The sequence below is a fragment of the Microbacterium sp. LWO14-1.2 genome, assembly GCF_038397715.1.
Classification (GTDB): Bacteria; Actinomycetota; Actinomycetes; order Actinomycetales; family Microbacteriaceae; genus Microbacterium.
Window position 1 is genome coordinate 1,814,904 of record NZ_CP151633.1, and the last position, 24,175, is coordinate 1,839,078.

The window sequence follows — 24,175 nt, forward strand, 5'->3', positions numbered from 1 at the left end:
AGGCGGGCGGGTGTCGCTGACCAGTTTACCTGGCGTTAGGAACCCGTAAGGCCGCGAGCGTCGGATTGCCCCGTCTCGGCGTTCCGGGCGAGTGCGGGGCCGAGCCGCTCGTAGGACTGCGCGATGTGCGCGCGCATCGCCTCCGCCGCGGCATCCGGGTCCCGTCGACGCAGCGCGTCCAGGATGCTCTCGTGCTCCCTGACGGTGTCGTCCTCGAAGTCGTGGCGGAAGTCCAGCCGGTAGAGGTGCATGTGCGAGCGCAGTCTCACGATGGCCTCGGCCAGCAGCGGGCTGTCGGCGTTCTCGGCGATGAGGTGGTGGAAATGCAGGTCCTCGTCGATGAACCGGCGGTAGTTGCGGAACCGCTCGTCCTCGTCCGGGTCGGATGCCGCGCGCATCTGCGCCACCGATTCCGCCAGTTCGGCCTCGGTCTCGTCGTCGATCCGCCCGGAGGCGCGTCGCGCGGCCTCCGGCTCGAGGAGCTCGCGCATGTCGTAGAGGTCTCGCAGCCCTCGGGCGTCGAGCAACGGCGCGGCGACATAGCCCTTGAGGGCGCGCTTCGCGACGAGCCCCTCGGCTTCGAGACGGGTGAGGGCCTCTCGCACGGGGGTGGGCGACACGTCGAGGTCGCGGGCGACAGCGTCGATGTTGACGCGGGCACCGGGGTCGATGACGCGGTCCATGAGCAGCCCGAGCACGGCGTCGTAGACGTCGTCGACGAGGGCGCGCCGCGCGGGGAGCGGTCGCGGTCCGCGGGCCTCGTCGTCGCTGAACATGAGTCTCATCGTACGGGCTGCCCTTCGCGCTCAGACCGGGGGCGCGCGGATGCCGACACGGCGCCCGACGGGAGGGAGTGGCTGATCAGGCCGAGTTCCCGCAGCTCGTCCCAGAGCTCAGGGGCGACCGGTCGGCTCCGCAGACCGCTGTTGCGTGAGATCTGCGCGGCGCTCGCACCCCCGAGCACGACCGCCGCCACCGCCGGATGGGTGAGCGGGTACTGCACGGCGAGCTCGGGCAGGGTCCGTCCGTGGCGGGCGGCGACACGGGCGATGGCCCTGGCCCGCTCGACGACCTCCTCCCCCGCCGGTCCGTAGTCGAACATGGTGCCGGGAGCCGGGTCGTCGGTCGCGAGGATGCCGGAGTTGAACACCGCCGCGGCGAGCACGCTCACACCGCGCTCCTCGGCGGCGGGCAGCAGGTCGTCGGCGGCGGACTGGTCGAGCAGCGTCCAGCGTCCGGCGATCATCATCACGTCGGCATCCGTCTCGCGCACGAAGCGGGCGAGCATCGCGCTCTGGTTCATCCCCGCTCCGAACGAGGCGATCACCCCCTGATCGCGCAGCTCTGCGAGCGCCGGGAACGCGCCGTCGAGCGCTTCCCGCTCGAACTCGTCGGGGTCGTGGACGAGCACGATGTCGATGCGGTCGAGTCCGAGCCGCGTCAGCGAGTCCTCGATCGAGCGCAGCACGCCGTCCCGCGAGTAGTCGCGCACGCGCCGGTGGTCGGCCGGCACGTCGAAGAGGTTGTCCCGGTCGGTGCGGCCGGCGGCATCCTGCGGCACGAGGAGCCGTCCGACCTTCGTCGAGACGACGAACTCGTCTCGCGGCAGGGCCTGCAGGCCCTCGCCCAGCCGGCGCTCGGCGAGGCCGAGGCCGTAGTGCGGGGCGACGTCGAAGTACCGCACGCCGCCGGCCCACGCCGCGGGGACGATCTGCGGCCACTCGTCGTCGCCGAGCGCGCGGTAGAGATTGCCGAGCGCGGCGGCGCCGTAGGCGATCGGCGGGGCCGTGAGTCCGCCGCGACCGATGGCGACGCGTGGGCGGTCGACCATGCTCATGCGACGATCAGCCGGTCCACCGCGCGCTCGTCCCACGCGATGCCGAGGCCGGGCGCCGTGGGCGCCCAACCCCTGCCGTTCTCGATGCGCAGCTCGCCCGTCGTCACGGCGCGCAGCTGCGGGATGTGCTCGAGGTACAGCGCGTTGGGGATCGCGCAGACGAGCGAGACGTGCAGCTCCATGAGGAAGTGCGGCGCCACCTTCGCGTTGAACGACTCCGCGAGGTGCGCGATCTTGAGCCACGGGGTGATGCCGCCGACGCGCGCGACGTCCGCCTGCACGATCGACGCGCCCCCTCGCTGCAGGTGCTCGCGGAAGTGGCCGAGCGAGTACATGCTCTCGCCGACCGCGATCGGCACGGACGTCGAGCGGGCGAGCAGGCGGTGGCCCTCCACGTCTTCCGCGGGGAGCGGTTCTTCGAACCAGAACACGTCGACCTGCTCGAACAGGCGCGCACGACGCACGGCCTCCGACACCGAGAACGACTGGTTCGCGTCGACCATGATGTCGAGGTCGGGACCGACGGCATCCCGCACCGCGCGCAGGCGGTCGAGATCCTGGTGGCCGCGCGGCATGCCGACCTTGATCTTGACCCCGCCCATGCCGCGCTCCTTCGCCGCGACCGCGTGGTGGACGAGTTCGTCGGTGCGGTAGTGCAGCCAGCCGCCCTCCGTGTCGTACAGGGGCACCGATGGCGAGGCGCCGCCGGCCGCGACCCAGAGGGGCAGCCCTGCGCGCGTCGTCTTCGCATCCCACACCGCGGTGTCGATCGCGGCGAGCGCGAGCGCCGTGATCGGGCCGACCGTCGTGGCCCTCGTGATGCCGAACAGCGCCAGCCACACGGCCTCCGGGCGCTCGGCCTCGAGTCCGATCAGTGCGGGCAGTAGCGTCTCGCGCAGCAGACTCAGCACCGCGCCGCCGCCCGTGCCGATCGTGTAGCTGTAGCCGACGCCCTCCGTGCCGTCCGCCGTGCGCAGGCGCACGATGATCGTCTCCTGCTTCACGAAGGTCTGCAGCGCGTCGGTGCGCTCCGTCTCGACGGGGATGTCGCACAGCAGCGCCTCGGCGCGCACGATTCGGCTGCCCGCCGTGGCATCCGCTCGCACGTCCATGCGTGTGTCGTCCGTGGTGGTCATCAGCGTCCTCCGAGTCCGCCCAGGGTGACCCCCTTGATCAGCTGACGCTGCAGAAGCAGCACCAGGATCAGCGAGGGGATGACGGCCAGGGTCGACGCCGCCATGAGCAGAGCCCACTGCGTGCCGAACTGGCCGGTGAACATGCCCAGCCCCAGGGGGACCGTCGCCATGTCCTGCGTGTTGATGATGATGAGCGGCCACAGGTACGAGTTCCAGTAGCCGATGAATGAGAAGACCGCCAGCACGCTGAGGGGAGCCGTGAGCTGCGGCAGCAGGACGGACCACAGGGTGCGCAGCCGCGAGGCGCCGTCGATCAGCGCGGCCTCCTCGTACTCGAGCGGGATGGTGAGGAAGAACTGCCGCATCAGGAACGTGCCGAACGCCGTGAACGCGAACGGGATGATCAACGCCGCGTAGGTGTCGTTGAGCCCCCAGCCGTTGATCATGATGAACAGCGGGACGACCAGCACCTCCTGCGGCAGCACGAGCGTGAGCACGAACAGCAGGAACAGCTTGTCGCGGAAGCGGAAGCGGAGACGTGAGAACGCGTAGGCCGAGAGCACGGCGACCACGACCGACAGCGCGGCTCCGAGGATCGCGACGAACAGGCCGTTGAGGATGAAGCGGCCGAACGGCACCACGGTCCAGGCCTCGACGAAGTTGGCCCAGCGGATCTCGGATCCGAAGATCTGCGGCGTCTCGGTGAAGACCTCGTTCTCGGGTTTCAGCGCCGTGAGGAACATCCAGATGAACGGGAACGCGAAGATCAGCGCCACCACGGCGATCGCCGCGGTGTTCAGCCACTCCTTCAGGGTGGTCCTGCGCTGCTGCGCACGGCGCGGGAGCACGAGCAGGGCGGTGGCGGAGAGGTCGCGGTCACTCATAGTTCACCCACTTGCGCTGGCCGACGAACTGCAGAGCCGTGATGAGCATCACCACGACGAAGAGGATCCACGCGAGAGCGGATGCGTATCCGAGCCGATCGAAGACGAAGCCGTTGCGGTACAGGTACAGCACGAACGTGTTGGTGCTCTCGCCCGGACCTCCCTGTGTGAGGAACAGCGGCTGCACGAACACCTGGAAGGCGCCGATCATCGTCATCGTCGAGCAGAAGAACAGCGAGGGGGACAGCAGCGGGAGGATGATGAACCGCAGTCGCTGCCACGCGGTCGTGCCGTCGATGCGGGACGCCTCGAGGAGCTCCTTCGGGATGGCGCTGAGGCCCGCCGAGAGCACGATCACGTTGTAGCCGAACGACTGCCACACCGACATCGCGATGACCGACGGGAGCGCCCACGCCGAGTCGGAGAGCCAGTTGGGGCCGTCGATCCCGACCGTCGCGAGCATCGAGTTCACGAGCCCGTCTTGCGAGAGCAGCAGACGCCACACCAGCGCGTTCGCGACCATCGGGGTGATCACCGGCAGGAAGAAGACCACCCGCCACGCACCCGCCGCCTTCATGCGCGTGTTGAGCCAGAGCGAGATCGTGAGCGCGACGAACAGGTTGAGCGCCGTGTAGACCACCGCGAAGATCACGGTGTTGCCCAGCACGGTGTAGAACGTCGGGTCGCGGAACAGCTTCACGTAGTTCTCGACGCCGATGAAGTCGGGGCTCCCGAACAGCTTCCAGTCGAAGAGGCTGATGAACGCCGAGCCGAACAGCGGCGTGAGGATGAACAGGACGAACCCGATCATCCCCGGCGCGAGGAACGCGACGGCGACCCATGCCTGGCCGCGCCGACGCGGCATCCGCTGGGCCTTCGGGGTGGGGACGCCGATCGGCGCCCCCACCCCTCCGGGCATCGCGGAGGAGGCCGAGGCCTCCCTCCGCTCGCTCATGACGGCCATGCGCTCAGCCCGCCACCGAGTTCTGGATGGTGTCCATGATCTCCTCGGCCGTCAGCTCGCCGCGGTAGCCCTGCACGCCGTACTGCGTCATGAGGGTCTCCACCTGGTTCCAGGTGGGCGTCGTGCGCTGCGGCGTCGCGTCGGACAGCAGCGCCTCGACCACGTCGGCCGCGCCCTCGGTCTTGCCCTCGGCCCAGGCGGGCAGCGCCTCGATGCGGGCGGGGACGATTCCTCGCGCCTCGGCCTGCTTCTCCTGCACCGACAGCGAGGTGAGCGCCTCGATCGCGGCGAACGCCTCCTCCGGACGCTCGCAGTTCGCGGCGATGCCGAAGCCCGACCCTGCGGTCATCGCCGCGGCGCTCCCGCTCGTCGAGGGCACGATGGTCACACCCAGCGTGAAGTCGGCGGCGTCGGCGAAGCTGCCGTACATCCACGGACCCTCGATGAGCATGGGCACGGCTCCGGACGTGAACGCCTGCTGCGAGACCTCGGAGCCGTCGGCCGCCTCCGGGGCCTTCGCGACCTGGTCGACAGCGACGAGGTCGAAGAAGCTCTGGATCTGCTCGACGAACTCCGGATCGGTCAGGTCGAGCTCGCCGTCCTCGGTCACGGCCGGCACGCCGTCGGCGAGCGACCAGGCGTTCGGGATGAAGATCCCCGGTGCGATCGCCAGGCCCTTCCTGTCGCCGTCGGTGAGGGCCTTGGCGTCGGCGACGAACTGCTCTCGCGTGTACTCGGTGCCGGGGAGCTCCAGCCCCGCGGCCTGGAACGCCTCGACGTTGTAGAAGAGAACGATCGGCTCCGCGTCGTAGGGGATCGCCCGGATCGTGCCGTCGACGGTCATGCCCGCCAGCATCGACGCGTCGATCTCGTCGGTGTCGAACCCGGCCTCCTCGATGAGGTCGTCGAGCGGCATCAGCAGGTCGCCGAGCTCCTGAGCCCTGGCGGCCTGCGTCGTCAGCAGACAGGGCGGGTTGCCGCCGCTGAGTCGCGTCTTCACCTTGGTCCAGTAGTCCGAGAAGCTCGGGCCCTCGACCGAGATGTCGAGATCGGGGTCCTCGGCCTTCGCCCCCGAGATGAAGTCGGCCCACTGCGCCTGGTCGCCCTCGCTGGCGGCCCAGGTGTAGAGCACGAGCGGGCCGCCGGCGTCGCCGCCGCCTCCGCCCGAGCTGCTCGCGCACCCCGCGAGGGTGATCGCGGCGAGTCCGGCGACGCCGGAGACGATCAGGCGCCTGGCACGGCGCGAGGGGACTGCATTCATACTGTCTGCCTCCTTCATTGGATGCATCATCGATGCGTGGGTGAGGGGTACCGCTCGGATGCGTCCGGCCTCGATCGGGGTGGAGGGGATCCGGACGCGGTCACGTCTGTGGTCAGGTCGTGGAGAAGTCGATGGCGACGACGTCGATCAGCGCGCCGCTGGGCTCCGGGGCGACGATGCGCAGCTCGCCCAGGTCGTCTCCGGCGGTCGAGGCCTCATGCACCTCGAAGCTCGCGTCGTGCTGCAGATCGAGCCCGTCGGCCAGGCGGTGCACGCGGGTGATCCGCCGCACCGGGAGTCCGCGCACGATGATCTCCTCGACCGGCAGCGCCGTGAGGTGCAGATAGAGGCGCCCGTCGCGTGCGGTCGTCGGTCCGTGGAAGTCGATGCCCTCGGTGGGGTCGACACCGATCACGGACTCGGCGTGCGACGGCATCCAGTCGGCGAACTCCTGCAGCCGTTCCCGCTCGACCTCGGGGAGCGTGCCGTCGGGGCCTGGGCCGACGTTGAGCAGGAGGTTCCCGCCGCGCGCCACGACGTCGATGAGCGTCACGAGCAGCGAGCGCGCGGACTTCTCGTTGTCGGGTCCTCGCCGGTAGGCCCAGTGGTCGCCGATCGTGAGGCACAGCTCCCACGGTCCCGTCGGGGCGGTGAGGGGGAAGCCCTGCTCCGGGGTGCGGTAATCGCCCTGCCCTGGCAGCCGATCGTTGATCACGACATCCGGCTGCAGCTCCTTGATGAGGCGCCGCAGCGCAGGGGCCGTCCATTCGACGGCCGAGCGCTCCCAGTCGCCGTCGAACCAGAGCAGGTCGATCGTGCCGTAGTTGCTCAGCAGCTCGCGCAGCTGTGCGCGGACGTACGCCAGGTAGCGGTCCCATTCCTCGGGGCTCGACCGGCGGTGGCGGTCGGTCGCGTCCGGTGTGTCCGCGAACTCGGGGAGTCCGGCGGCCGGCCAGTGCTCGAGCTTGTACGGCAGGTCCTCGTCGCGGAAGGCCGGGTAATCGGGGTGGTTCCAGTCGGGGAGGCTGTAGTAGATCCCGACGCGGAGGCCCTCCCCGCGCACCGCGTCCACGAACTCGCGGGTGATGTCGCGGTGGAAGGGTCCGTGCTCGACGCCGAAGTCCGACTGCTCGGTGAAGAACATGTTGTAGCCCGCGTGGTGCCGGGCGGTGAAGACGACGTAGGTGGCGCCCGCCTCACGCGCCCGGCGGGCGAGGTCCGCGGCGTCCCACTCGGTCGGGTCGAACGTCGGCGCGGTCGCCTGATATTCGGCGACCGTGACGCGGTCCTCCACGGCATCCCGACCGGGGATGATGGAGCGTCCGACGAGCGGCCAGGAGATCTCGATGCCCTGCTGGGACGCCTGATCCCAGTGCACGAAGATCCCGAGGCCCGCTCCGCTGAACCACTCGCCGCCGGGGACGCGGTCGGTCGGTCGTCGGAAGACTGCTGCATCTGTCATGACTCTCCTCGTCGAGATCACAATTTCCTATAGGATACTTGATACGCAATATATCCCACAACGGAGTGAAGGAGAAGCGCCGATGGCCATGTTCGACGAGGACGCCGTCCGACCCGCCGAGTACCGCCGGTTCGAGCGACCACTGCCGGAGTGGTTTCGCGGTGCCGGCCTCGGCATCTTCGTGCACTGGGGGCCGTATTCGGTGCCGGCCTGGGCCGAGCCGACGGGCGAGCTCGGTGCCGTGTCCCGCGAGGAGTGGTACACCCACAACCCGTACGCGGAGTGGTACGCCAACACCATCCGCATCGAGGGATCGCCGGCGCGTGCGCATCACGAGGCCGCGCACGGAGGCGCCCCGTACGACGACTTCCTCGATCAGTGGCGCGCCGAGGACTTCGATCCGGACGAGGTGCTCGCCGTCGTCGCCGCGACCGGCGCGCGCTACTTCATCCCCACGACCAAGCACCACGACGGCGTCACACTGTGGGACGCACCGGGCACGGACGGCCGCAACACCGTGGCACGCGGACCCCGTCGCGACCTGATCGGCGCCTTCGCCGACGCCACTCGACGAGCCGGCCTGCGCTTCGGCGTCTACTACTCGGGCGGCCTCGACTGGCACTTCTCCGACCTGCCGCCCATCGACCACGACGGCGCCCCGGCCCCGGACGACCTCCCCTACGCGGAATACGCGCACGACCATCTCGTCGACCTGGTCGAGCGGTACCGTCCCGACATCCTGTGGGGCGACATCCGCTGGCCGGATGCCGGCATCGCCCCCGGCCCGAAGAGTCTCGCGCACGCGTTCGACATCTTCTACGACGCGGTGCCGGACGGGGTGGTCAACGACCGCTGGGGGGAGTCGCACTGGGACTTCCGCACGAGCGAGTACGTGCACGGCACGGCCGTCGAGGTGGGCGAGGCATGGGAGAACACCCGCGGCATCGGCCTCTCCTTCGGCCACAACCGCAACGAGACGTCCGAGCACCTGCTGTCGGCGGACGATGCCGTGCGGCTGCTCGTCGACGTCGTGTCGCGCGGTGGGAACCTGCTGCTGAACATCGGTCTCGACGCGGCGGGGCGCATCCCCGACCTCCAGCGACAGACTCTCGACGGCATCGCGGCCTGGACCGCGCGCCACGGCCACGCCGTCTTCGACGCCCGGCCGGTCGACCGGTTCGCCCCCTCCGACGGGCCCTGGCTGCGCTGGACCCGTTCGGGCGACGCCGTGCACGCCGTCGTCGACGCGCGGGGACCGATCCGCCTTCCCGACCCTGCCGGGCTGCTCGACGAGAAGACCGCGCAGATCACCGGCACGCCGGTCGCCGCGACCAGGGTCGGGGATGCCATCCTGGTCGAGACGACGGAGGCCGAGGGCCCCGTCGCGATCTCCTTCCGGGTCCGCACCTGACGAAAGGCCACCACAGCATGCGCATCGCCCTGCACTCCGAGATCCGCGACGGCGCGGTCGACGACTACCGCACGAACCACGAGCGGATCCCCGACGACCTCGCCGCGACGTTCGCGCGCATCGGCATCTACGACTGGACGATCTGGCGCTCCGGGCATCGCCTGTTCCACCTCGTCGAGTGCGACGACTGGGATGCCGCGGTCGCGGCTCTCGCCGAGGACCCCGCCGACCACGCCTGGCAGGCCGACATCGGCCGCTTCGTCGAGCTGTTCCGCGATGCCGACGGCGCCGAGGGCACCGCACCCCTCGAGCAGGTGTGGGACCTCGCGGCGCAGCGCGACGCCTGACCGGGCCGCCGCGACCCCCGCACGATCGCGTGGCAGAGTAGGCCCGTGACGCGGACGTGGGTGCGGGAGCTGACGGGATGGATGCTGGCCGTCGCCGTCGCGCTGGTCACCGCGGCCGTCGTGGCGTCGTCTCCCCGCGCCGAGCTGCTCTTCCGCGACGGCGATTCGCTCATCGTCGCCCTCCTGTCCCGGTCGGTCCTCAGCGGCGAGACGCTGGACTGGGCGATGTCGAGCGTGCTCTTCCTCCCCGAGACGGCCCTGTTCTCGGCTCTCCGCATGTTACTTCCGCTCCGGGTCGACGGCCTGTTCGCGGTGAGTGCGGTCCTCGGCATCCTCGCCCTCTACGGAGCGATCCGCCTCGTGGCCGGTCGCGCCGGCGAGGGCCGCGCGCCCGTGGGCTGGTCTGTCGTCGCGGTCACCGTGGTCGGTCTGCTGGCGACGACCGAGACGTCGGCGTCGCGTGATGCGCTCGAACTCGCGTCTCTGCAGCTCACGACCACGTACTACTCGGCCACCGTCGTCGCCGTGGTGCTGTCGATCGGCCTCACCCGCCGGGTGCTCGACGGCAGCGGGCGCGTCGTCCCGCTCGGAGTTTCGCTCGGCGCGGTCGCTGCCCTCTCGACCCTGACGAATCCGCTGTACGCCGCGTGGTTCACGGCGCCGTTCGCCCTGCTGTCGCTCATGTTCGTGGTGCGTCGTCGGGCGCTGCGCGTGCTCGCCGTGGGCCTCCTCTCCGCCGCGCTGGCCGGTACCGGGCTGGGGCTCCTCCTCCGTATTCCGTTCGCGGCATGGATCGCGAACACCGGCGCCGGGTACGCGCAGCCGTCGCTGTGGAGGGAGTCGATCGGGTACTACGCCGACCTCGCCGCGCAGCGTCTCGAGTCCCCGCTCGGCGTTCTCGCTCTGCTCGTCGGGGTCGCGCTGCTGGCGGTCGGCGTGCTCCGCAGCATCCGGGCCGACGGACCCTCCTCACGGATGGTCGCCCTCGCGTCGTGGGTCTTCCCGCTCGCCGTCGTCGTCGGCGCGATCGCTCTCGGTACTCACGCCGCCCGGTACCTCCAGCCGATCGTCTTCCTGCCGGCGCTCGCACTCGTGGCGTCTCCGCGCACCCTCCGGCTTCCGGCCACAGTGCGCCGAACGGTCGCCGTCGTCGCCGCGGTGGTCGCGCTCGTCCTCGGGGCCGTGAGCGTCCCGCGGCTGGCGATCGCCGCGTCCGAGGCGTCCGGCGACCCCGACCTGGCGTGCGTCACCGACTGGGTCGACGCATCGGGTCGCACGGGTGCCGGGCAGTTCTGGACCGCCCGGCTGCCGAAGCTGCACCTCGACGATCCGGCGCAGCTCGTGCAGGTCGACCATCGCCTGAACGGCTACGCCTGGCTCGTGAACCGCGAGGACTTCGGGGTGGGCGAGGTCACCTTCCTGCTCGAGGACGCGCAGTCGGTGCCGTGGGAGCTGCCGGTGTCGGCAGTGCCGGACGCGGTCGTGGACTGCGGTCGCTGGTCGATCCTCGACTTCGCCTCGACGCCTCTTCCGCTCGGACCCGCGCACTCCTGAGTCTCGCCAGAGAGGCCCGTCCAGGGCTCAGTGGCGCGGCGCGGCTGTCGTGGTCCCCGCCCGGAAGCGGCACGTCAGGTGCAGCGACACCCCTGGTTCACCCCGCAGCATGCGCGCGACCTGTTCGCCCGCGGCGCGGCCCTTCTCGACCGCGGGCTGCACGCTCGTCGTCAGCACGAGGTCGCCGAGACCGTCGGCGTCGATCCCGTCGAAGCCCGCGACCGACAGGTCCTCGGGCACCCGGAGCCCGAGCTCCGCCGCCGCGCGGATGACCCCGACGGCCAGCAGGTCGCTCTGCGCCAGGATCGCCGTCGGACGAGAGTCGGGGTCCTCCAACAGCATCCGCCCGACCAGCAGTCCCTCGTCGATGAGGCTGCCGGAGGCCGAGATCGCCGGGGCGTCGGGAAAGATCTCGCGCATACCGGCGAGGCGGTCGACCGTGACGTCGACGGTGGCTGCGTCGACGCGCTCCGCTGTGACGGTCCCGCGCACGCGGTCCTGGTCGAGCGGCAGGGTGACGAGGGCGACGTCGCGGTGTCCGAGCTCGGAGAGGTGCCGTGCGACATCGGCCGCGGCGGCCTGGTTGTCGAGGGTGATGCGCGGGATGCCGTCGCCCGCGTCTCCCTCGATCACGACGACCGGGAGACCTCGCCCGCGGACCACGTCGAGCGAGGCGCGAGTGCGGCCCGAGCATCCGATCAGCACGACGGCGTCGACCGGTGCGCTCGCGAGGGGCGACCCGTCGTCGCCCGGCTCGTCGCGCATGAGCAGGATGCCGGCGCTCAGCTCGGCGAGGCCGTCGGTGAGGCCGTCCATCATCGCCGTCGTCACGGGATCGAGGAACGCCGCGCGCAGGTGTCCTTCGAGCACGACCGCGACGATGCCGCTCCGTCCGCGACGCAGGGAGGCCGCTCGCGGGTCCGGCCCGGCGTAGCCGAGCTCCGCCGCCGCGGCGAGGACCCTCTCCCTGGTCGCCGGGGCGACGTTGGCCTTGCCGCTGAAGACGACGGATGCCGTGGAGGTCGCGACCCCCGCCTCGCGCGCGACATCGGCTATGGTCGCGCGACGCGGAGTTTCGGGACTCGTCATACTCCGAGGATAACCCGCCGCGGCTAGGCGGGATCGAATCGATTCGATAGGCTGTCTCCCATGCAGCACGTCCTCTCCCGCCCGCAGTACGTCCGGTGGCGGGCCGCGGTCTTCGCGATCTTCTTCATCAGCGGACTCTCGGTCGCCACCTGGGCCTCGCGGGTGCCCGACATCAAGATCGCGCTCGAGATCGACAAGGCCCAGGTGGGGATGCTGCTACTGGGCGCGGGCATCGCCTCGATCATCGGCATCTCATCGGGTCCCGCTGTCATGGCGCGCACCGGCGCGCGACACGGGATGCTGATCGCGATCGCCACGTTCGCCTCCGGTGTCGCGTTGATCGGCGTCGGCGCGAACGTGTTCGGCTCCTACCCGATCGTGCTCCTCGGTCTCGCGCTGTTCGGCCTCGGCAACGGCAGCATCGACGTGATGATGAACGTCGAGGCCACGGCGATCGAGCAGTACGCGAAGAAGACGATCCTCCCGCTGTTCCACGCCTTCTTCAGCTTCGGCACCGTGGTCGGCGCCGGGATGGGCGCCCTGGCGGCGCAGCTGCGCATCGATGTGTTCGGCCACACCGTCGCCACGGCGATCCTCATCGCGGCGATCGGCCTCACGAGCATCCTCAACGTCCCGGCCCGCGCCGAGGCGCTCGACCCCGCGGACGCGGCCGGCGAGAAGCCCCGCTGGCGCGAGCGGATGCACGTGGCCCTCGCCGCCTGGCGCGAACCGCGCACGTACGCGATCGGCGTCGTGATGCTGGGGATGTCGTTCGCGGAGGGCGGCGCGAACGACTGGCTCGCGCTCGGCGTCGCGGAGGACCACGGCGGCGGCACGGCGCTCGGCGCCGCGGCCCTCGCGACCTTCTCCGTCGCGATGACCGCCGTCCGGATCTTCGGCGGCCCGCTCGTCGACCGCTTCGGTCGCGTCATCGTGCTGCGCATCCTCGCGCTCACCGCCGCTTCCGGCATCCTGCTCTTCATCCTCGCGCCTTCGCTGCCGCTCGTGTTCCTCGGCGCCGCACTGTGGGGCGTGGGCGCCTCGCTCGGGTTCCCGCTGGGGATGTCGGCCGCGGCCGACGATCCGGCCAAGGCCGCGGCGCGCGTGAGCGCGGCGGCGACCATCGGCTACATCTCGTTCCTGGGCGGCCCTCCCGTGCTCGGATTCATCAGCGAGCACATCGGACTCCTCAACACGCTGTTCATCCTCGCCGGGCTCGCCGTGCTCTCCGGCCTCTTCTCGGGAGCCGCCCGCCCGCTGCGCGAGGACGAGAAGACGCCCGTCGCGACGCGCTGACATCGACCCCTCCCGATGCGGTTAGGCTCGTCGGGTGCGTCTCGTCATCGCCCGCTGCTCCGTCGACTACACCGGGCGGCTCAATGCCCACCTCCCTCTCGCCACGCGTCTGCTCGTGCACAAGGGAGACGGCAGTCTGCTCGTGCACTCGGACGGCGGCAGCTACAAGCCCCTGAACTGGATGAGCCCTCCCTGCTCGCTCTCCACCGAGGTGCCGGGCGAGGAGGAGGCGAGCGCCGGCGTCACCGAGGTCTGGCGGGTCACCCACAAGAAGACCGGCGACGCCCTGCGCGTGCAGATCTACGAGGTCATCCACGACTCGAACCACGATCTCGGCATCGACCCCGGCCTGCAGAAGGACGGCGTCGAGGCCGATCTGCAGCGTCTGCTGGCCGAGCAGGTGGATCGGATCGCCGACGGCGCGACGCTCGTGCGCCGCGAGTACCCCACCGCGATCGGCCCCGTCGACCTGCTGGTGCGGGATGCCGAGGGCGTGGCCATCGCGGTGGAGGTCAAGCGCCGCGGTGACATCGACGGCGTCGAGCAGCTCACGCGCTATCTCGACCTGCTCCGCCGCGACCCCCACCTGTCACCCGTGCAGGGAGTGTTCGCCGCACAGGAGATCAAGCCGCAGGCGCGAGTGCTCGCCGAAGACCGCGGCATCCGCTGCCTCGTCCTCGACTACGACGACATGAAGGGCATCGAGTCCGGCATCCCCCGGCTCTTCTGACGTCAGCGCGAGGTGACGATCCGCGGGCGGGGCCCTTCGAGTCGGGCGACGGCGACCTTCACCTCGGTGAGCTCATGCTCCGCACCGGTCATGCGGACCTCCAGGCCGCCCATCCGGTCCTCGAGCCGATCGAATCTCGCGTCCCACTTCGCGTCCGCCTCCGCGAACCGTGCGTCCCATTTCGCATCCAGCTCCGCGAATCGCGCGTCCCACTTCGCGTCCGCCTCCGCGAACCGCGCATCCCACTTCGCGTCCGCCTCCGCGAATCGAGCGTCCCATCGCGCATCCTGCGCGGTGAACCGGGCGTCCTGCGCGGTGAAGCGGGCATCCCATCGCGCGTCCTGCGCGGTGAGCCGGGCGTCCTGCGCGGTGAAGCGTGCATCCCATCGCGCATCCTGCGCCGCGAACCGCGCATCCATCCTGGTGAGGAACCACCCGCAGGCACTGACGAACGCGACGATCACCGACACCCCGCACGCGATGATCGCGATGACTTCCATCGACACGTACATTCCCCCAGTCTTCTCCGCGTCTGCGGCGATGTCCCGACGGTAGCCGCCTGAGATCCGGCATCCCGGCATCCGTGGATAACCCCAGCCGGGCGGATTCTGTGCAGGACGACTGCCCATAGGCTGGAAGCTATGCCTCTCTCCCCCTACTCCTGCGTGCTGTGGGACGTCGACGGCACGATCGTCGACGCCTCCGTCGGCATCCTCCGTCGACTGAACGTGGCGCTCACGCACTTCGGTCGACCCGCGCCCACGCGCGAGGAGCTGATCCACTGGATCGGCCCGCCCATGTTCGACTCGTTCCAAGCCCAGGCGGGGATGACGCCCGAGCAGGCGACCGAGGCCGTGTCCTTCTACCGCACGCTCGGCAAGGCCGACGGCTACACGACCGATATCGCCACCTACGCGGGTGTCCCGGAAATCCTCCGCGACGTGCATGCCGCCGGCATCCCGCAGGCGACCGCGAGTTCGAAACCCGAGATCCAGGTCGACGCCATCGTCGACTTCCTCGAACTGCGCCCGTACTTCCTGACGACGGTGGGCGCCACGCCCGACGAGGCGACCCTCGCGACCAAGACCGATATCGTGGCCGAAGCCCTGCGCCGATTGGCCGCGCGCGGCGTCGACATCTCACGGCCGGTGCTCATCGGCGACCGCCACCACGACGTCGACGGGGGCGCGGCGAACGACGTGCCCGTGATCTTCGTCGACTGGGGCTTCAGCGATTCCCACGAGGGCGACGACGCTGCGTTCCGCGTCTCCACGGCCGACGATCTGCGCGCTCTGCTGCTCGACTGAGGCCGTTCAGGACCGGTGAAAGCACAGAACTCCCCGCCGGATGCCGCGCTCGTTGCGGCACCCGGTCAGGGAGTTCTGTAGGTCGCCCGCCTCAGAGAGGACGGATGTTCTCGGCCTGCAGGCCCTTGGGGCCCTGCGCGACGTCGAACTCGACTCGCTGGTTTTCCTCCAGCGAGCGGTAGCCGGAAGACTGGATGGCGGAGTAGTGCGCGAAAACGTCAGCGCCGCCGTCGTCGGGGGAGATGAAGCCGAAGCCCTTCTCCGAGTTGAACCACTTGACCGTGCCCTGGGTGCTCATTTACTGCCTGTTCTGCTGGGAAAAGAAGCCGACGCAGGATGCACCGACGTGGTCCACGCTAGTGGAGCACCGCCAGAGCGGAAGTCCCGGTGTCAGCCCGTAACCCAAATGTTGCATGAGCGACCTCTCGCCGTCACAACACCGTGGCGGCCGTCGAGCGTCATCGGCCCGGAAAATGGTGTGGCCCTCACCGCGGGGGGAGCGATGAGGGCCGAAGACGACCGGAGGGTGCGTCAGATACAACCCTAACCCCTCCGAGGGGGTTTTGTCCCCCAAATGGGGGACAAAAGACGAAAATCGTGGAAAGCCACAACGATAGCGGCCCCCTCGAGCGGCCCATTGGGGACTGAGCGACTCGAGGGGGCCCAATCGCATGCACGGATCGCCTTTGCCTCTGGGGAAGGCAGCCCGTCATCTGGGGTAGACGGAGCGATCAATCCCCTGTGCATGCACCTTCACCATAAACGAGGAAACACGATCGCGCCATGGGGCTGCCGCCGTGTCGCGGGAGCGTTCCCGCGAGAGCCCCGACCGGCCCTTGGGTAGCCTGATCCGGTGACCATGCTGAACAAGGACATGACCCTTTGCATCTCGCTGTCGGCGCGGCCGAGCAACAACGGCACCCGCTTCCACAACTTCCTCTACGAGGAGCTCGGGCTCAACTGGATCTACAAGGCGTTCGCCCCGACCGACCTCGGCCAGGCGATCGCGGGGGTACGAGGTCTCGGCATCCGGGGCTGCGCGGTGTCGATGCCCTACAAGGAGGACGTGATCGCGCTCGTGGATCGCATGGACGCCTCCGCGTCGGCCATCGACTCGGTGAACACGATCGTCAACGACGACGGCGTACTGACGGCCCACAACACGGACTACAGCGCGATCGCGCAGCTCATCGAGCGCGGCGGCCTCGACCCTGCATCGTCGGTGCTGCTGCGCGGATCCGGAGGGATGGCGAAGGCCACCGCCGCCGCGTTCCGCGATGCCGGCTTCACCGAGGTGACCATCGCGGCTCGCAACGAGGAGCGGGGTCGCGGCCTCGCCGACCTCTACGGCTTCGCCTGGACCCCGGATGCCGCCGGCGTCACCGCCGACGTCATCGTGAACATCACCCCGATCGGCATGGCCGGCGGCGCCGACGCGCAGTCCCTGGCCTTCGACGCGGAGCAGATCGCCGCAGCATCCGTGGTGTTCGACGTCGTGGCCCTGCCCGCCGAGACGCCGCTGATCCGGGCGGCTCGCGAGGCGGGGAAGACCGTCATCACGGGCGCCGAGGTCGCGACGCTGCAGGCGCTCGAGCAGTTCGTGCTCTACACCGGCATCCGTCCGACGAGCGAGCAGGTACGCGCGGCCGAGGAGTTCATGCGCGCGCAGTGACGCGGGTCAGGCGACGACGGTTCGCAGCGTGCCCGTCGCCGCCGAGGCGGGGCGCCGCCGGGCGAGAACGCTCGCGACGACCATCACCACGAGAGCGGATGCCGTGATCGCGGCGCCGATCCAGATGGGCGAGGTGTAGCCGAGACCGGCGGAGATGCCGAGTCCGCCCGCCCAGGCTCCGAGCGCGTTGCCGATGTTGAACGCGCCGATGTTCGCACCCGAGGCGAGCGTCGGAGCGCCGCCCGCGTACTGCATGACGCGGCTCTGGAGTCCGGGCACCGTGCCGAAACCGAACGCGCCCATCACGACCAGCAGGCCGATCGTCGCGGGCTGCGACCACGCCAGCATCCCGAAGAGCACGAGGATCACGGCGAGCGCCGCGATGAACCAGAGCAGCGTGCGGTCGATCGCCCGGTCCGCGAGGCGGCCGCCCACCCAGTTCCCGACCACGAGCCCGGCCCCGAAAAGAACCAGCAGCCACGGCACGGCCGACGCCGCGAATCCCGTGACGCCGGTGAGCGTGTACGCGATGTAGGTGAAGGCGCCGAACATGCCGCCGAAGGCGAGGGCGGTCACGATGAGCGAGAGCCAGACCTGACCGGAGGCGAATGCGCTGAGCTCGTTCCGCAGGCTCACGGGTGCGTCCGAGGAGCGCGGCGCCGAGACGAGCAGAGCGATGCCGAGGAACGCGACGACGCCGATCGCGGAGATCACCCAGAACGTCGCGCGCCAGCCGAACTGCTGGCCGATGAACGTGCCGAACGGCACCCCGAGCACGTTGGCCGCGGTGAGGCCCGTGAACATGATCGCGATCGCACCGGCCTTCTTCGCCGGGGCGACGAGGCTCGACGCGACGACGGAGCCTATGCCGAAGAACGCACCGTGGCAGAGAGCGGCGACGATGCGGCCGATCATGGCCGTGGAGTAGTCGGGCGCGATCGCGGTCAGGGCGTTGCCCGCGATGAAGAGCACGACGAGTCCGAGCAGCACGGCCTTGCGCGGCAGGCGCGTCGTCGCGGCGGTGAGCCCGAGCGCCCCGACAACCACGCTCAACGCGTAGCCGGAGATGAGCCAGCCCGCCGTCGCCTCGGTGACGCCGAAGTCGGCGGCCACCTCCGGCAGCAGGCCCATGATGACGAACTCGGTGAGTCCGATTCCGAAGGCGCCGATGGCGAGGGCGATGAGTCCGAGTGGCATGGGTGTGCTCCGTGGTGCTCTGCTAAAGTAGTTGCAGACGCGGGATATTGCGTCCGACGTGCAATCATTGCACACGCAAGTAGTCGGCGCAAGCAACTATCTGCGTCAGCAACGACTCAGGAGGTCACCATGGGCATCTCGGACGACGCCGTCGAGATCCGCGCGCGCGGCTGGCGCACGCTCGCCGCACTCCACGGGCTGATCGACGCCGAGCTCGAACGGGCGCTCGGCGAGGCGGTCGGGCTCTCCGTCGTGGAGTACACGGTGCTCGACGCGCTCAGCCGCCAGGACGGCTGGCACATGCGGATGCAGCAGCTCGCCCGCGCGACGGCCCTGAGCCCCAGCGCCACGACACGCCTCGTCACGCGGCTCGAAGACCGCGGCCTGCTCACGCGCATCCTCTGCGCCGACGACCGCCGTGGCATCTACACCGAGCTCACATCGGCCGGACAGGAACTCTACGAGAAGGCGCATCCGATCCACGACGACGCCCTCGAACGCACTCTGGGCGACGCGGTGACGCAGCCAGAACTCGCCCCGGTCGTGCATGCGCTGCAGAGCACCGCGGTCGGCGTCTGAGGGGCAGCGGATGCAGACGATCGGCGTTCTCGGCGGCATGAGCTGGGAGTCCTCGCTGGAGTGGTACCGGCTCGCGAACGAGCGGGTGCGCGAGCGCCTGGGCGGCCATCACTCCGCGAGGATCGTGCTCGACTCGGTCGACTTCGCCGAGGTCGAGGCGATGCAGGCGCGAGGCGACTGGGACGCCGCGGGCGACCTCCTCGCCGACCGGGCTCGCGCCCTCGAGAGCGCCGGCGCAGAACTGCTCGTGCTCTGCACCAACACCATGCATCTCGTCGCGGAGCGGATCCAGGATGCCGTCGGCATCCCGTTCCTGCACATCGCCGACGTCGCGGCCGAGGCAGTGACCCGTGCGGGCCTGTCGACCGTGGGCCTGCTCGGAACGGCCTTCACGATGGAGCAGCCGTTCTATCGCGAGAGGGTCGCCGCGCACGGCATCCGCACCCTCGTTCCCGACGCCGACGACCGTCGCGCGGTGCACGCGATCATCTACGACGAGCTCGTGCACGGCGAGATCCGCGAGGAGTCGCGGCAGCGCTACCGCGAGGTCATCGACCGTCTCGTGGCGGAGGGCGCCCAGGGCATCATCCTCGGATGCACCGAGATCGAACTGCTCGTCTCGGCCGACGACTCCCCCGTGCCCGTGTTCCCCACCACCGCCCTGCACGTGGAGGTCGCGGTCGATCGGGCACTCGGCGCCGACTGACGGAGCCGTCAGCGATCTCCGCGGCGTCAGGCGGGCTGGCACGCCGTCAGGTCGTGCACCGAGATGCGGCGGTGGTAGATCTGCAGATCGGGCTGCGGCGCATACCCACCCGTCCGCCACGTCGACCGGTAGATCCCGGTCTGGAAGTACGGCGGGCGCTTCTGATGCGCGTTGTTGACGCCGTCGATGCGCAGCACCTCGCCTCCGGCGTACGACACGGTGACGCGGCCCGGCGTCGACGGCGTCGACCACACGATGTCGACACTCCAGTCGTTCCACACCCCGGCTCGGAACGGCACAGGCAGCGGGTGCTTCGTCTGGTCGATGCTCCCGTCCTCGGCCACACTATTGACGAGGATCTCCCACGCGGGCGACGGCGCCCCGCGGAGCGAGAGGACCAGCGGCGGCCTGCCCGGGCGGTCATCCCCCGTCGAAACACCGGGCCATTGGGCGAGGATCGTCTGATAACGATAGGGGACGTAGTCCTCGGGGACGAACGTGGAGAAGTCGTACCGGTAGCGCCCCCACGAGAAGGCGGCACGGCCGATCTCCGACCGGTAGGCGGACTGATCGGCCGGCACGGTGAAGCGCATGACCCGCTCCCCGGAGCCGGCCGGGTCGGGGACGATCGCGAAACGGCTCGACGGGAACAACCGCTGATCGCTCCACGCGTCACCGCTACGGACTCGGGGGAAAGCGCCGTCGACGTCAGACTCCGTCCAGGATCCCGCGCTCGGGGTCGCGAACCCGTCCTCGTGCACGAGCACTCCGCACGGCGGCGCCGCAGCACCCGGGGGTCGGACGAGCCCGGCGAACGGAAGGGCGAGGGCCGCGGCGCCGGCCACGCGCAGGAGGTCCCGCCGGCTCGCGGCGCAGTCGAAGAGGGGTCCGAAGGCAGTCACGCCACGAGTGTGGCATCCGTCGACTCGCGGTGTTCGTGGCCTGTGGACAACCCACGTGAACTTCTGCGGTTCAGGGTGACTTCTGCGGCCATCAGGCCGCGCAGAGGCCGCAGAACATGACCGAGGCCGCAGAAACGAACGCCGCCGAGCCGCGGTCAGGCGGGAGGGGCGGCCGTCGACGCGCGCACGATGAGCTGCGACGCGAGCGGGGCGAGGTCGCCGACCGGTCCGCCGGCGAGGATCTGCAGCAGCAGATCGACCGCGACGGTGCCGCTGCGATCGATCGGCATGCGCACCGTGGTGAGCGCGGGGGTCACGGCACCGGCGAGATCGATGTCGTCGATCCCGATGATGCTGACGTCGCTCGGGCATCGGCGGCCCAGTTCCAGCATCCCGGCTTCGAGTCCCAGCGCGACGAGGTCGTTGTAGGCCACGACGGCGGTGGCGCCGCTCGCCGCTGCGGGCGCGGCGGCCGCACGCCCGCCCTGGATCGACGCGGCCTGGTGGCTGAGCAGGGTGAGACGGATGCCGTGGCGCTCGCACGCGCGGGCGACGGTGTCTGCGCGGTGCACGTCGGCCCACGATCCGCGGGGCCCCGACGCATACGCGATGTGGGTGTGCCCGAGAGCCGCGAGGTGCTCGATCGCCTGCGCGGGCCCGTGCTCCGTGTCCATGACGATGCAGGGGGCGCCGTCGATCTGGCGGTTGACCACGACGTACGGGGTGTCGCCGACGAGGGCGAGGACCTCCTCGTCGGGCAGACGCGGCGAGCAGAGCAGCATCCCGTCGAGTTTGCGCGCCTGCTCGATCTGCTCGCGTTCGCGGCGCAGGTCCTCGTCGGCGTCGAAGACGACGATGCGATGGCGGCCATGCCAGGCCTGGCCCTGGATCGCCTTGAGCAGGGTGCCGTAGACGGGGTTCGCGACGTCGGGCAGGATCACGCCGAACGTGCGCGTGGCGGTGACCGCCGACTGCGGAGTGGCGTAGCCGAGCTCGGTGGCCGCTTCGAGCACGCGGCCGAGGGTTCCGGGGGCGAGTCTGTCCGGCTCTCCGAACGCGCGCGACGCCGTCGCGATGGACACGCCCGCGTGGCGTGCCACGTCCGTCAATGTCGCTGCCACGAGCACCCTCCGTCTTTCGTGCAATCCTACGATCCCACCCGCGCATGTAAACCTGCTTGACAAGTTTGTACAACTCATACACACTCGTTTACATGACGATCACCGCCGATCACCCTCAGTGGTGCGCGGCCCACAGCGAAGGAGCCACCGCGTGAGCACTCCCGCATCGGCCCTGAGCCGCACCGCTCGCATCTCGACCACCGCGCCGGCAGCCCCCGCCCGCGCCGGGATCCTGCACCTCGGACTCGGAAGCTTCCACCGCGCGCACCAGGCGGTCTACACCGCCGCGGCCCTGCAGGCTGAGGGCGGCGACTGGGGGATCGTGGGCGTCGCCTCGCGCTCCCGCACCATCGTCGACGCGCTGCACGCGCAGGACATGCTGTACTCCGTCGCGACCATCTCGCCCGACGCGACGTCGCTCTCGATCCCCGGCGCGCACACCGACGCGTTCGTCGGCGCCGAGCAGCCCGACCGCGTCGTCGCCCAGATCGCCGACCCCGGCATCCGCATCGTCACCCTCACGGTCACCGAGAACGGCTACAGCTACTCGGCCGCGACCCAGCGCCTCGACCTCGACGACGAGACCGTGCTGGCCGACCTCCGCGGCGGCGCTCCGCGGTCGACCATCGGACAGCTGGCGCGAGGCCTGCAGGCCAGGGCCGCCGCCGGCGGTGCACCGATCTCCATCCTGAGCTGCGACAACCTCGCGGCCAACGGCAAGCACACCGAGAAGCTCGTGCGCGAGTTCCTCCAGGAGCTCCCCGGCTCCGCGGGCGCGGAGGCGCTGACCTTCCTCGACCACGCCGTCACCTTCCCGTCGAGCATGGTCGACCGCATCGTCCCGGCGACCACCGGCGAACTGCGCACGCGCGTGAGCACGCTGCTCGGCGCGCGCGACGACATCCCGGTGCCGGCCGAGCCGTTCACGATGTGGGCGATCGAGGACTCCTTCGCCGGCGGCCGACCGGCATGGCAGGCCGGCGGCGCCGTCTTCACCGACGAGGTCGCCCGCTACGAGCAGATGAAGGTGCGCCTGCTCAACGGCACGCATTCGCTCATCGCCTACCTCGGCGCGCTGAGCGGCGTCGCCACGATCCCCGCCGCGATCGGCATCGACGGCATCGAGCACGCGGCGCGCGCCGTGCTCCGCGACGAGTATGAGCCGTCGATCGAGGTGCCGTCGGGCGTCGACATCCGCGCCTACGAGACCGAGCTCTTCGAGCGCTGGGCGAACACCGCGCTCGGCCACCGCACGAGCCAGGTCGGAACCGACGGATCGGTCAAGCTGCGCCAGCGCATCCCCGAGCCGGCACTCCTGTCGCTGTCGCGCGGCGAGATGCCGCACCTCATCGCACTCACCGTCGCCGGCTATCTGTCGTGCATCGCCCCGCTGCCCGGATTCGACCCGGGTCTGCACGCCGCCGCGATGACGGATGCCGCGCGCGAGCGCCTCGCCTCCCTCGCCGCCACCGCGCGGGACGGCCGCGAGCTCGCCCGCCGCGTGATCGCCGAGCTGCATCTGTTCGGCGCCGAGCTCGGAGAGCAGGATGCTTTCATCGAGCGCGTCGGCGACCTCACCGACACCATCCGGCGCCAGGGCGTCGACGCCGCCATCGCGGACGCCGTCGACGCCTCGCGCACCCCCACGAAGGAGATGCAGCCATGAAGGCTCTCGCCATCCACGGCAAGGAAGACATCCGCTGGGAGGACCGGGAGGCCCCGACCCCCGGCGACGGCGAGGTGCGCCTCCGCGTGAACTACGTCGGCATCTGCGGATCCGACCTGCACTACTACTTCCACGGCGCGAACGGCGAGTACACGATCCGCGAGCCCCTGACGCCCGGGCACGAGCTCTCCGGCGTCGTCGACCTCGACCCGTCCGGCCGTCTCGCCCCCGGCACCCCCGTGACCGTGCACCCCGCCCGGTACGGCGCCTCCGTCCCGGGGCTCGAGGACCGCCCGCACCTGCGCGCGGGAGGCGACTACCTGGGCAGCGCGGCAGCAGACCCGCACCGGCAGGGCGGGGCATCCGAGCTGCTGATCGTCGAGGACCACATGGTCCGCGTCCTCCCCCGGGGCCTGCCGTTGGAGCGCGCCGCCCTCGCGGAGCCGCTGGCCGTCGCGATCCACGCGGTGAGCCTCGCCGACGGCATCCGGGGCAAGCGCGTGCTCGTGATCGGTTCCGGACCCATCGGCCTGCTCGTGGTCGCCGCCGCCGTGCACGCCGGCGCCTCGACCGTCGGCGCGAGCGACGTGCGCGAGGAGCCCCTCGCGCGAGCTCAGGCCCTCGGCGCCACCGAGGTCGCCCTCGTCGGCCGCGACACGATCGACGACGAGTCCTATGACGTCGTGTTCGAGTGCTCGGGCGTCGGCGTCGCTCTGACGCAGGCCGTGCGCGCGGCTCGCCGCGCCGGCACCGTCGTGCAGGTCGGCATGCTCGCGAACGCCGAGATCGGCGTGAACCTCGCGCCGATGCTCGCGAAGGAGCTCACGATCCGCGGCGCCTTCCGCTTCGCCACCGAGATCGACGACGCGGTCGCGATGCTCGCCGAATCGGACGCCCTCGACTCCGTCATCTCCCACGTCCTCCCGGCATCCGACGCCGTCCAGGCCTTCGAGCTCGCCCGCGACTCGTCGGCCTCGGCCAAGGTCCTGCTGGCCCTGTAGTCACCCCTCGCGCTGCCCGCGCACACCACCCGTTCCTGGTCCGAAGGAGTACC

The 24,175-nt window shown here is 70.4% G+C and carries 24 protein-coding genes; 11 read left to right on the forward strand and 13 right to left on the reverse strand.

Annotated features, from left to right (window positions below):
• Positions 1 to 35: 35 nt before the first annotated feature.
• The 7 genes from MRBLWO14_RS08755 to MRBLWO14_RS08785 all read right to left on the reverse strand — a co-directional run bounded on the left by MRBLWO14_RS08755 (position 36) and on the right by MRBLWO14_RS08785 (position 7,544).
• Positions 36 to 776 (reverse strand): GntR family transcriptional regulator, encoded by a 741-nt coding sequence (locus MRBLWO14_RS08755; RefSeq protein WP_341936068.1) that lies wholly within the window; start codon positions 774 to 776, stop codon positions 36 to 38.
• Positions 777 to 781: 5 nt separating this feature from the next.
• Positions 782 to 1,837 (reverse strand): aldo/keto reductase, encoded by a 1,056-nt coding sequence (locus MRBLWO14_RS08760; protein WP_341936069.1) that lies wholly within the window; start codon positions 1,835 to 1,837, stop codon positions 782 to 784.
• Complete coding sequence (locus MRBLWO14_RS08765; RefSeq protein WP_341936070.1) at positions 1,834 to 2,973, reverse strand: mandelate racemase/muconate lactonizing enzyme family protein; 1,140 nt, start codon at positions 2,971 to 2,973, stop codon at positions 1,834 to 1,836. Before MRBLWO14_RS08765 ends, MRBLWO14_RS08760 begins: the two co-directional genes overlap by 4 nt.
• Complete coding sequence (locus MRBLWO14_RS08770; protein ID WP_341936071.1) at positions 2,973 to 3,857, reverse strand: carbohydrate ABC transporter permease; 885 nt, start codon at positions 3,855 to 3,857, stop codon at positions 2,973 to 2,975. The genes MRBLWO14_RS08765 and MRBLWO14_RS08770 overlap by 1 nt, the downstream gene beginning before the upstream one ends.
• Entirely contained in the window at positions 3,850 to 4,812 is a 963-nt protein-coding gene (locus MRBLWO14_RS08775) for a sugar ABC transporter permease (RefSeq protein WP_341936072.1), read from the reverse strand. Before MRBLWO14_RS08775 ends, MRBLWO14_RS08770 begins: the two co-directional genes overlap by 8 nt.
• A gap of 13 nt (positions 4,813 to 4,825) precedes the next feature.
• Positions 4,826 to 6,082, reverse strand: coding sequence for a sugar ABC transporter substrate-binding protein (locus MRBLWO14_RS08780; protein ID WP_341936073.1), 1,257 nt, complete (start codon positions 6,080 to 6,082; stop codon positions 4,826 to 4,828).
• Between the two features lie 112 nt (positions 6,083 to 6,194).
• Positions 6,195 to 7,544 carry an alpha-L-fucosidase gene (locus MRBLWO14_RS08785; protein ID WP_341936074.1) on the reverse strand — a complete coding sequence of 450 codons (1,350 nt, stop codon included), beginning with the start codon at positions 7,542 to 7,544 and terminating at the stop codon, positions 6,195 to 6,197.
• Positions 7,545 to 7,626: 82 nt separating this feature from the next.
• Here MRBLWO14_RS08785 and MRBLWO14_RS08790 point away from each other — a divergent pair, with 82 nt between their 5' ends.
• Genes MRBLWO14_RS08790 through MRBLWO14_RS08800 form a run of 3 tightly spaced genes read left to right on the forward strand, consistent with a single transcriptional unit; the run spans position 7,627 to position 10,856 of the window.
• Positions 7,627 to 8,955: an alpha-L-fucosidase gene (locus MRBLWO14_RS08790; protein WP_341936075.1), complete on the forward strand. Its 1,329-nt coding sequence runs from the start codon at positions 7,627 to 7,629 to the stop codon at positions 8,953 to 8,955.
• A gap of 17 nt (positions 8,956 to 8,972) precedes the next feature.
• Entirely contained in the window at positions 8,973 to 9,302 is a 330-nt protein-coding gene (locus tag MRBLWO14_RS08795) for an L-rhamnose mutarotase (protein ID WP_341936076.1), read from the forward strand.
• 45 nt (positions 9,303 to 9,347) lie between these two features.
• Positions 9,348 to 10,856 (forward strand): hypothetical protein, encoded by a 1,509-nt coding sequence (locus MRBLWO14_RS08800; RefSeq protein ID WP_341936077.1) that lies wholly within the window; start codon positions 9,348 to 9,350, stop codon positions 10,854 to 10,856.
• Between the two features lie 27 nt (positions 10,857 to 10,883).
• On the opposite strand, the gene MRBLWO14_RS08805 is transcribed toward MRBLWO14_RS08800, so the two are convergent.
• Positions 10,884 to 11,945 carry a LacI family DNA-binding transcriptional regulator gene (locus tag MRBLWO14_RS08805; RefSeq protein WP_341936078.1) on the reverse strand — a complete coding sequence of 354 codons (1,062 nt, stop codon included), beginning with the start codon at positions 11,943 to 11,945 and terminating at the stop codon, positions 10,884 to 10,886.
• A gap of 60 nt (positions 11,946 to 12,005) precedes the next feature.
• On the opposite strand from MRBLWO14_RS08805, the gene MRBLWO14_RS08810 reads away from it, so the two are divergent.
• Together MRBLWO14_RS08810 and nucS are read left to right on the forward strand one after the other, a co-directional pair.
• The gene (locus MRBLWO14_RS08810) at positions 12,006 to 13,241 is read left to right on the forward strand and encodes an MFS transporter (RefSeq protein WP_341936079.1); all 1,236 of its coding nucleotides are present in this window, start codon (positions 12,006 to 12,008) and stop codon (positions 13,239 to 13,241) included.
• Positions 13,242 to 13,275: 34 nt separating this feature from the next.
• The gene (gene nucS / locus MRBLWO14_RS08815; protein WP_341936080.1) at positions 13,276 to 13,971 is read left to right on the forward strand and encodes an endonuclease NucS; all 696 of its coding nucleotides are present in this window, start codon (positions 13,276 to 13,278) and stop codon (positions 13,969 to 13,971) included.
• 2 nt (positions 13,972 to 13,973) lie between these two features.
• Here nucS and MRBLWO14_RS08820 read toward each other — a convergent pair whose 3' ends face one another.
• A complete protein-coding gene (locus MRBLWO14_RS08820; protein ID WP_341936081.1) occupies positions 13,974 to 14,483 on the reverse strand; it encodes a response regulator in 510 nt (169 codons plus the stop codon).
• Positions 14,484 to 14,612: 129 nt separating this feature from the next.
• Here MRBLWO14_RS08820 and MRBLWO14_RS08825 point away from each other — a divergent pair, with 129 nt between their 5' ends.
• On the forward strand, positions 14,613 to 15,278 hold the full coding sequence (locus tag MRBLWO14_RS08825; RefSeq protein WP_341936082.1) for an HAD hydrolase-like protein: 666 nt from the start codon (positions 14,613 to 14,615) through the stop codon (positions 15,276 to 15,278).
• Between the two features lie 91 nt (positions 15,279 to 15,369).
• On the opposite strand, the gene MRBLWO14_RS08830 is transcribed toward MRBLWO14_RS08825, so the two are convergent.
• Positions 15,370 to 15,576: a cold-shock protein gene (locus MRBLWO14_RS08830; RefSeq protein ID WP_067356903.1), complete on the reverse strand. Its 207-nt coding sequence runs from the start codon at positions 15,574 to 15,576 to the stop codon at positions 15,370 to 15,372.
• Positions 15,577 to 16,131: 555 nt separating this feature from the next.
• Between MRBLWO14_RS08830 and MRBLWO14_RS08835 the strand changes: the two genes are divergently transcribed.
• Entirely contained in the window at positions 16,132 to 16,950 is an 819-nt protein-coding gene (locus tag MRBLWO14_RS08835) for a shikimate 5-dehydrogenase (protein ID WP_341936083.1), read from the forward strand.
• Positions 16,951 to 16,956: 6 nt separating this feature from the next.
• Here the strand turns inward: MRBLWO14_RS08835 and MRBLWO14_RS08840 are convergent, their stop codons facing one another.
• Complete coding sequence (locus MRBLWO14_RS08840) at positions 16,957 to 18,147, reverse strand: MFS transporter (RefSeq protein WP_341936084.1); 1,191 nt, start codon at positions 18,145 to 18,147, stop codon at positions 16,957 to 16,959.
• A gap of 129 nt (positions 18,148 to 18,276) precedes the next feature.
• Here MRBLWO14_RS08840 and MRBLWO14_RS08845 point away from each other — a divergent pair, with 129 nt between their 5' ends.
• Together MRBLWO14_RS08845 and MRBLWO14_RS08850 are read left to right on the forward strand one after the other, a co-directional pair.
• Positions 18,277 to 18,726, forward strand: a complete 450-nt coding sequence (locus MRBLWO14_RS08845) for a MarR family transcriptional regulator (protein ID WP_341936085.1) — start codon at positions 18,277 to 18,279, stop codon at positions 18,724 to 18,726.
• Between the two features lie 10 nt (positions 18,727 to 18,736).
• On the forward strand, positions 18,737 to 19,432 hold the full coding sequence (locus tag MRBLWO14_RS08850; protein WP_341936086.1) for an aspartate/glutamate racemase family protein: 696 nt from the start codon (positions 18,737 to 18,739) through the stop codon (positions 19,430 to 19,432).
• Between the two features lie 26 nt (positions 19,433 to 19,458).
• Here the strand turns inward: MRBLWO14_RS08850 and MRBLWO14_RS08855 are convergent, their stop codons facing one another.
• Both MRBLWO14_RS08855 and MRBLWO14_RS08860 read right to left on the reverse strand, forming a co-directional pair.
• Complete coding sequence (locus tag MRBLWO14_RS08855; protein ID WP_341936087.1) at positions 19,459 to 20,334, reverse strand: heparin lyase I family protein; 876 nt, start codon at positions 20,332 to 20,334, stop codon at positions 19,459 to 19,461.
• 155 nt (positions 20,335 to 20,489) lie between these two features.
• Positions 20,490 to 21,434 carry a LacI family DNA-binding transcriptional regulator gene (locus tag MRBLWO14_RS08860; RefSeq protein WP_341936088.1) on the reverse strand — a complete coding sequence of 315 codons (945 nt, stop codon included), beginning with the start codon at positions 21,432 to 21,434 and terminating at the stop codon, positions 20,490 to 20,492.
• 172 nt (positions 21,435 to 21,606) lie between these two features.
• On the opposite strand from MRBLWO14_RS08860, the gene MRBLWO14_RS08865 reads away from it, so the two are divergent.
• Positions 21,607 to 23,121, forward strand: a complete 1,515-nt coding sequence (locus MRBLWO14_RS08865; protein ID WP_341936089.1) for a mannitol dehydrogenase family protein — start codon at positions 21,607 to 21,609, stop codon at positions 23,119 to 23,121.
• On the forward strand, positions 23,118 to 24,122 hold the full coding sequence (locus MRBLWO14_RS08870; protein ID WP_341936090.1) for an L-idonate 5-dehydrogenase: 1,005 nt from the start codon (positions 23,118 to 23,120) through the stop codon (positions 24,120 to 24,122). The genes MRBLWO14_RS08865 and MRBLWO14_RS08870 overlap by 4 nt, the downstream gene beginning before the upstream one ends.
• Positions 24,123 to 24,175 lie beyond the last annotated feature (53 nt).

Excerpts from the sequence above, each read along its gene's own strand:
- MRBLWO14_RS08765 (WP_341936070.1), bottom strand. The coding sequence starts at position 2,973 with ATGACCACCACGGACGACACACGCATGGACGTGCGAGCGGATGCCACG.
- MRBLWO14_RS08795 (WP_341936076.1), top strand. The coding sequence starts at position 8,973 with ATGCGCATCGCCCTGCACTCCGAGATCCGCGACGGCGCGGTCGACGAC.
- MRBLWO14_RS08845 (WP_341936085.1), top strand. The coding sequence starts at position 18,277 with ATGGGCATCTCGGACGACGCCGTCGAGATCCGCGCGCGCGGCTGGCGC.
- MRBLWO14_RS08785 (WP_341936074.1), bottom strand. The coding sequence starts at position 7,544 with ATGACAGATGCAGCAGTCTTCCGACGACCGACCGACCGCGTCCCCGGC.
- MRBLWO14_RS08805 (WP_341936078.1), bottom strand. The coding sequence starts at position 11,945 with ATGACGAGTCCCGAAACTCCGCGTCGCGCGACCATAGCCGATGTCGCG.
- MRBLWO14_RS08760 (WP_341936069.1), bottom strand. The coding sequence starts at position 1,837 with ATGAGCATGGTCGACCGCCCACGCGTCGCCATCGGTCGCGGCGGACTC.
- MRBLWO14_RS08810 (WP_341936079.1), top strand. The coding sequence starts at position 12,006 with ATGCAGCACGTCCTCTCCCGCCCGCAGTACGTCCGGTGGCGGGCCGCG.
- MRBLWO14_RS08820 (WP_341936081.1), bottom strand. The coding sequence starts at position 14,483 with ATGTACGTGTCGATGGAAGTCATCGCGATCATCGCGTGCGGGGTGTCG.
- MRBLWO14_RS08755 (WP_341936068.1), bottom strand. The coding sequence starts at position 776 with ATGTTCAGCGACGACGAGGCCCGCGGACCGCGACCGCTCCCCGCGCGG.
- MRBLWO14_RS08780 (WP_341936073.1), bottom strand. The coding sequence starts at position 6,082 with ATGAATGCAGTCCCCTCGCGCCGTGCCAGGCGCCTGATCGTCTCCGGC.
- MRBLWO14_RS08775 (WP_341936072.1), bottom strand. The coding sequence starts at position 4,812 with ATGAGCGAGCGGAGGGAGGCCTCGGCCTCCTCCGCGATGCCCGGAGGG.
- MRBLWO14_RS08830 (WP_067356903.1), bottom strand. The coding sequence starts at position 15,576 with ATGAGCACCCAGGGCACGGTCAAGTGGTTCAACTCGGAGAAGGGCTTC.
- MRBLWO14_RS08790 (WP_341936075.1), top strand. The coding sequence starts at position 7,627 with ATGGCCATGTTCGACGAGGACGCCGTCCGACCCGCCGAGTACCGCCGG.
- MRBLWO14_RS08840 (WP_341936084.1), bottom strand. The coding sequence starts at position 18,147 with ATGCCACTCGGACTCATCGCCCTCGCCATCGGCGCCTTCGGAATCGGA.
- MRBLWO14_RS08770 (WP_341936071.1), bottom strand. The coding sequence starts at position 3,857 with ATGAGTGACCGCGACCTCTCCGCCACCGCCCTGCTCGTGCTCCCGCGC.
- MRBLWO14_RS08825 (WP_341936082.1), top strand. The coding sequence starts at position 14,613 with ATGCCTCTCTCCCCCTACTCCTGCGTGCTGTGGGACGTCGACGGCACG.
- MRBLWO14_RS08850 (WP_341936086.1), top strand. The coding sequence starts at position 18,737 with ATGCAGACGATCGGCGTTCTCGGCGGCATGAGCTGGGAGTCCTCGCTG.
- MRBLWO14_RS08870 (WP_341936090.1), top strand. The coding sequence starts at position 23,118 with ATGAAGGCTCTCGCCATCCACGGCAAGGAAGACATCCGCTGGGAGGAC.